The organism is Candidatus Desulfofervidus auxilii (assembly GCA_030262725.1).
In the GTDB taxonomy this organism is placed as follows: domain Bacteria; phylum Desulfobacterota; class Desulfofervidia; order Desulfofervidales; family Desulfofervidaceae; genus JAJSZS01.
The window spans coordinates 1-5,889 of the sequence record JAJSZS010000050.1 but is presented as its reverse complement, the minus strand read 5'-3'; the positions used below and the strand labels follow the sequence as shown (position 1 = coordinate 5,889).

Here is a 5,889-nt window from a genome sequence, read left to right as displayed (position 1 = left end):
CGCCGAGAAAATTACTAAAAATTTCGATGTCTATAATATTGGTTCTATAGATTGGATTACTGTAAACGATGTTGCAAGAATAACTGTGGAAACCCTTGGACTGAAAAATGTTTCTTTCAGCTATAAGCCTATGCTTCATGGTGTTGGATGGAGGGGTGATGTTAAGAGGATAGCGCTTTCAATAGAAAAATTGAGGAAAGCTGGCTTTACTCCAAGATTTAAGAGTAGAGAAGCTGTGGAAAAGACTGTAGAGTCTTTTATGAAAGAATTATTTTAGTATTAGAATATTTGTTAAACAGTACTCTAAGTAATTTTGTATTTTTGGGATTATTCCAAATTAGAGAAATCATATTTTATAAACTAATATATATGTAAATAATAGATAGGATAAAGAATAAAAAAGTAAGTTTTATTTAATAAATTCTTAAATTTGATGAGATATTATTTTAAATAATATATGTAGTATTTCTTCAATGGCTTCTCTTATAGATCTTCTTGATAATAACTCTATGATTCTTACTACGTTTCTACCCCGTATTTTATCTGGTGTTAAAGATATCCCAAGCATTAATTGTTTTACAATTTCTCTTTGCTTTTCGTCGAAGCCGAGAATTTTAAGTGGTTTGTTAAAAAAACATTGTTCCTGGTTATATACTTTTTCTGAGGATACATTGTTTGAAATAATCGAAAGAGATAGATAGTCAGTAATTTCTGAGATCTTAGCCTTTAAATTATTTATCGCAGCATTATTATATGCTAGGAATATATATTGACTTTTTACATTACATTTTCTATAATAGCATATTCGTGTATTGCATCTCGAATCGGAGGAAAGTATGGTACTGGTAACGAGTATATTGAGTGGGGATAAGATTTTGAAACCTGCGTTGCCCAATACTTGTCAGAAACCACTAATTTAGCAAGTATGGGGTATTTTTTGATAATGTTAACGAAGGAACGCGACATTTTTTAACCGCCTTTATACTCCTAAAAGTGAATAGTATACTTCGTACATCTCTATTAGTCTTCCTATAATTCTACCTATAGATTTTCTAAGCTTTACATCAAGGCTTGTTTTAGATATATTTAGCTTATTTGCTAGTTCACCTAATGTAATCTTCTTTGGAATATCAAAGTACCCGTAATGGATAGCATAGGACAATATTTTCTCATCTTCACGACTAAGCTCTATTATCCTCCTTATAAGAATTTGTTTAAAGTCGTCTAAATTTCTGAGTTCACTCATCATAACAACTCGTGCATCGCCTATAGCAGATAATCTTTCTTCATATTCGTCTACGAACTTTGCATTATTGAAATCCACTATGAAAAAGAAAGATTCCTCACTTTTAGTTACTGAGTGAAGGGGGAGTTGTGATAACACCATTCTGCGTTTAGCTGTCAATTTCACAAATTCTTCTAATCCCTTATTCGCCACAAGAGCAAAAATTGTTCTCTTTCTTTCTTCACTTCTTTTTTGAAACTTTAATTGAAATGAATTATTGAATGTTTCCAGATATCTAGTGAATGCGTCTTCAGGGATTGCCGGAATTTCGAGAATTGTGGGAAACATATAGTTTTTAAATGTCGCTAAATTAGGATATACTGGATATAGAGTCGAATCTGTGATTCTCGCTAAACTAATAAAAGGACAAGGCTCATGACGGAATGTTACTTTAGCGAGAGTAAGTATTTGTCTCATCTATCTTACCACCTAGAATATGTTCTAAACATATTCATATATATAATTCAGACTTAAAAATGTTTCGATTAAATGTTTTGGGTCAATATATTTGTTTAATATTATTGTAATGATTAAAACGGTTTATTTATAGGTCATTTATGTTTTCCTGGATCTCAACATCTTCAGCAGTTCTAGGTCTTGTAAACAAGTTTAAGTGGAAAAACTGAAGAACCTGATATCTATATAGATACACTGGATACCATATTGGATGATGAAGTCTATGGTAATCTAAAGTCTTTAGGTTTAAATGTTGAGGGTTAAAACCTTGACTTGCATTATTGAAATGCAAAGTCAGGTAAAGAAATTTTTGTTAAAGAAATTTTTGTCTAGGATATCTAATGGAAATGCAAAGAAAATTCTCATGAGAATAAATGAATTATCTCATAACCCTATATGTGAAAAAAGATTGAAGGGAAAACTGAAGAAATTTTGTCGAGCAAGGATAGGAGGATATAGAATTATCTATATGCTAATGAAATGCAGAGTTATCGTGGTGCGAGTAGGCAGAAGAAAGAGTATATATGACAGGCTTAAGTAATACTTCTTTAAATTATTTTCAACTCCTATTCTCAACAATCTTTATACAAATCTTAAATATCTTAAGCCATCTGTAGGCAACCTTAAACATATATTTATGTTGTGGTTTTCCCTTCAAATTCTCAATATATGTTATTTCTTTCTACCATATGATCTCTATTTTCTCTTTTCCTGCAACATATGTTAGGTCTTTATCACCTGATAATATGGGGGCTTTTCTTTTACGGGCTAAAGCTATTACTGTTGAGTCAATAATGCTTAGTTTTCTTGATCTAAGAGCTTCATCCTCAGCTTTCCTTAGAATCTCGTCGCCTCTAACTTTTATCTTAGCTGCATCCATATAATCTTTGAAAGTTAAATCCACTATTTTAAAATAGTTTTCCAAATATGTTATAACTTCTTCAAGACTTTTGAGCCCAGGTATCCTACCTCTCAACCAGTGTATCATATATTCATAGGCAACTGTTGTGGGGAGTAATCCCTTAACTAATCCTTTACGTATATCCTCTAGTACTCTACTTGCGTTTTCACCTACTTCATCATAAACTATGGCTAAGAGAACATAAGTATCAATAACTACTTCTTTAACTTTCTTCGACCCCAAAACACATCCTCCTCACGATCAAGCTCTAGCTCTGCCTCCTCAGCTGAACCCATACCCTTACCACAACCCCATACTCTATTCCATAGATCAAGAGGCTTCAAAACAATTCTATCATCTTCTATAAAAACCTTCAACAGCATACCCTCCTCAACACCAACTTTATCCCTAACACTCTTAGGTAAAACAATAATACCCTTCTTATAAACCCTAACAACGCTCACAAAACCACCAAATAATTTAGATGGTTAAACTTATTAATAAGTTTAACCTTAGACCGAATCAAAATTAATAAAAATCTAACTATCCATAAAGTCACTATCATCTAAATCTTCTTAATAATTATGAAGAATAGGTGTGTTAAATGTAAAATATATAAATATTTAGTAGACGTAGTAGAAAAGTGATTGATTTTAAAACATTAAAAGAGGATTGGAATGAGTATGAAGCTGTCCAGTTTTCGCTATCCATATCTATTAGATAGGATAGAAAGACTTGAGCGTGAAATCCGATTACTGAAAGAAGAAATAGCCAGGTTTAAAAGATTTTCATCCCTGTTTATGAAATTGAGTTGAGTATAGGGGAGGCCGACGTCCTTAAGAAAAAGTATTGACTAGTGAAATATTAGAGAGATTTGAAGATTATCCTCCTCCAATTATTCTTAAGATTCTGTATGAATTAAAGAGGGAGGGTAAGGTGAAGAGCAGGAGTGTTTAATCAACCAATTTACTTTAAACAAGCAATTGCCTTTGTAAGAAAATATAATGTGAGTTCTAAACCTGTAAGAGTTTGGAAAAGCAACGCCGTATAAAAATGTGGAATGGGTACCTCGTTATAGAGGAGAAATGGTATTAAACTTATAATGCCCTTCTACATAAAATTTAAGATAAAATATAGCTCTATTGAACTCGTTAGCAAATAACTATAGTTAAATGCGATATAGCCATAATTATACAACCAATTATCGAATGAATTTCTCAATATATACATAAATTTGAGGCTTATTGGTATTTAGTATGATTAAATATATGGAGAAGGGAAGAGATTATAGAGGTTTAAACCTAGTTCTATAAGTTTTAAAATGCTTATCAAACGTTACTAGAGGTAGATTATAATATATATCAAGGCGATTATAATCGCTATCTAATGAAAGAAAGAAAAGCTTTTGAAAGATTTAAGCCAATTCTTGAGGGATATCGATTAAGATTAAAGGAGGATAATTAGGTGGCTAGTAAAGTTATATTATATTCTTAAGCTTTTTGATCTTAAATTTAGGGTTTGATATTTGAATAATGTTTTGAAATGATCTTTTATTAGATATTTCTAGAATATCTTTGTCTTCTGTTACTAAGACCTCGGCTCGGTTAATGGCTGATGAGAGGATAAGACAGTCTATAAAATCGTTTAATATCATCCTAAGCTTAAAGGCTGTTAATAGTATAGAGGTATCATAAATAGGTATCTTTTCTATCCTATCATCGTATAGAAGGGCTCTCATACCTTTAGATACTCTTTCAGGGGTAAGAGTTCCAGCTACAATATATTTAGCGCCTTTGGCTGAGAGTTCAAAAAATGTAATTTCGCTTATCAGAACTTGATATCCCCCTTTAATTAACTCAATAATAGTATTCCATAGAATATTCTTAACAGAAATTCCTATAACTGGTAGAAAATACGTGGTATCTAATAGTAGCTTCATATTTCAGCCTTTCGAGAAAGTTTTTTCCTAAATTCATGGAATTCTTCTAGTGTAATTTCGATGGCTGGCGGTTCCTCTAAAACATCCTCGAGACTTGGAATGGGCTCTATCACCAATCTTCCCTCTTCAATCTTATAGATTATCTTCGTATTGGGCTTAAGACCTAGCTTCTCTCTAATTTTTTTAGGGGGGAAAAGTTCTCCTTTCGATCCAACTCGTCCTTCAATTATCATTCGTAATAACCGAGTAAAATATATAATACTCGATTATATAAAAATTTCGAGTAAATATTCTTTAACTGAGAATTTTCAGAAGTAATATTAAAATTTGGTGTGGGATGAGTATTGTAGATGGAAATAAATAAGAAAATGAGTTTTTATTTCATTAGTAAAATAATTCTTACCAGAGTTGAATAATATGCGTATACTAGTGATTTCATCCTTTGTCAGTACAATTCCTGAGGAGATTAGATATTCTTTTGTTTTCGATGAGATCGAAAGACTTGCAAGAAGAGGTCTTAAAATCTTTGTTATTAGATCTAAGAAGGATGAGAGATGGTTTACATACTCTAATAGAATATATTTCTATAATATGAAAGAAAACAAAATATTTTTACTAAATGCCTTCAAGGATTCAATAGTTAGTGCACGATATTACCCACATCAATTTTTAATGAAAAATTATTTTCAATTGTTACGAAGTTATGCTTACGCATCATTTGCACTTAAAATGACACGTAATGTAAAATTGAATATCGTTCACGCCCATTTCGCGTATCCTGAGGGCTTCGTGGGCACTTTAGTAAAAAGGGCACTTAAGAACCCTTTAGTCATCACTCTGCATGGTTATGATATCCTTACAGAACCAGATGTAGGATATGGCATTAGACTTCGGAAAAGTTATGATATCTTGGTCAAGGAGATTCTTAATAAGAGTGATGCTATTATTGTTGCCAGTAAAGCTGTATATAAAGAAACTTGTGGATTAGTTAAGGATACTGGAAAAGTATATCTTATTCCTAATGCCGTGGACGTAAAAAAATTTAATCCTGATGTAAATTTAAAAATTATAAGGCAAAGATATGGTGCCGAGGATAAATTTATAGTTTTTACTGTAAGACATCATGAACCAGTATATGGGATCGTTTATTTGATAATGGCCGCTAAATTAGTGGTTAATTATAGAAAAGACATATTATTTATTATTGGTGGCGACGGGTCGTTGAAGAAATATCATGAACAACTCGCCAGGAAGTTAGATATAAAAAATAACGTTATATTTACAGGAAGAATACCACGTGTTGAACTG

General features: G+C 31.8%; 7 protein-coding genes. 2 read left to right on the top strand and 5 right to left on the bottom strand.

All coding sequences use genetic code 11. The features are described from left to right. Positions 1 to 277, top strand: a 277-nt coding sequence (locus LWW95_11505) for a UDP-glucose 4-epimerase (GenBank protein ID MDL1957651.1), incomplete at its 5' end; no start/stop codon positions are given. 702 nt (positions 278 to 979) lie between these two features. Here LWW95_11505 and LWW95_11500 read toward each other — a convergent pair. From LWW95_11500 to LWW95_11480, 5 genes are all read right to left on the bottom strand, one after another. After that, positions 980 to 1,702 carry a helix-turn-helix domain-containing protein gene (locus tag LWW95_11500; GenBank protein ID MDL1957650.1) on the bottom strand — a complete coding sequence of 241 codons (723 nt, stop codon included), beginning with the start codon at positions 1,700 to 1,702 and terminating at the stop codon, positions 980 to 982. 721 nt (positions 1,703 to 2,423) lie between these two features. Further along, positions 2,424 to 2,885, bottom strand: coding sequence for a PIN domain-containing protein (locus LWW95_11495; GenBank protein MDL1957649.1), 462 nt, complete (start codon positions 2,883 to 2,885; stop codon positions 2,424 to 2,426). Continuing rightward, positions 2,858 to 3,106: an AbrB/MazE/SpoVT family DNA-binding domain-containing protein gene (locus LWW95_11490; protein ID MDL1957648.1), complete on the bottom strand. Its 249-nt coding sequence runs from the start codon at positions 3,104 to 3,106 to the stop codon at positions 2,858 to 2,860. The genes LWW95_11495 and LWW95_11490 overlap by 28 nt, the downstream gene beginning before the upstream one ends. A gap of 1,013 nt (positions 3,107 to 4,119) precedes the next feature. After that, positions 4,120 to 4,581 (bottom strand): PIN domain-containing protein, encoded by a 462-nt coding sequence (locus LWW95_11485; GenBank protein MDL1957647.1) that lies wholly within the window; start codon positions 4,579 to 4,581, stop codon positions 4,120 to 4,122. Continuing rightward, entirely contained in the window at positions 4,578 to 4,814 is a 237-nt protein-coding gene (locus LWW95_11480) for an AbrB/MazE/SpoVT family DNA-binding domain-containing protein (protein ID MDL1957646.1), read from the bottom strand. Before LWW95_11480 ends, LWW95_11485 begins: the two co-directional genes overlap by 4 nt. A gap of 184 nt (positions 4,815 to 4,998) precedes the next feature. Here LWW95_11480 and LWW95_11475 point away from each other — a divergent pair. Then, a partial coding sequence (locus LWW95_11475) for a glycosyltransferase (GenBank protein MDL1957645.1) occupies positions 4,999 to 5,889 on the top strand: 891 nt, incomplete at its 3' end.

What these genes read in the sequence shown, in the direction of transcription:
- LWW95_11500 (MDL1957650.1), bottom strand. Translation starts at nt 1,702, where the DNA reads ATGAGACAAATACTTACTCTCGCTAAAGTAACATTCCGTCATGAGCCT.
- LWW95_11485 (MDL1957647.1), bottom strand. Translation starts at nt 4,581, where the DNA reads ATGAAGCTACTATTAGATACCACGTATTTTCTACCAGTTATAGGAATT.
- LWW95_11480 (MDL1957646.1), bottom strand. Translation starts at nt 4,814, where the DNA reads ATGATAATTGAAGGACGAGTTGGATCGAAAGGAGAACTTTTCCCCCCT.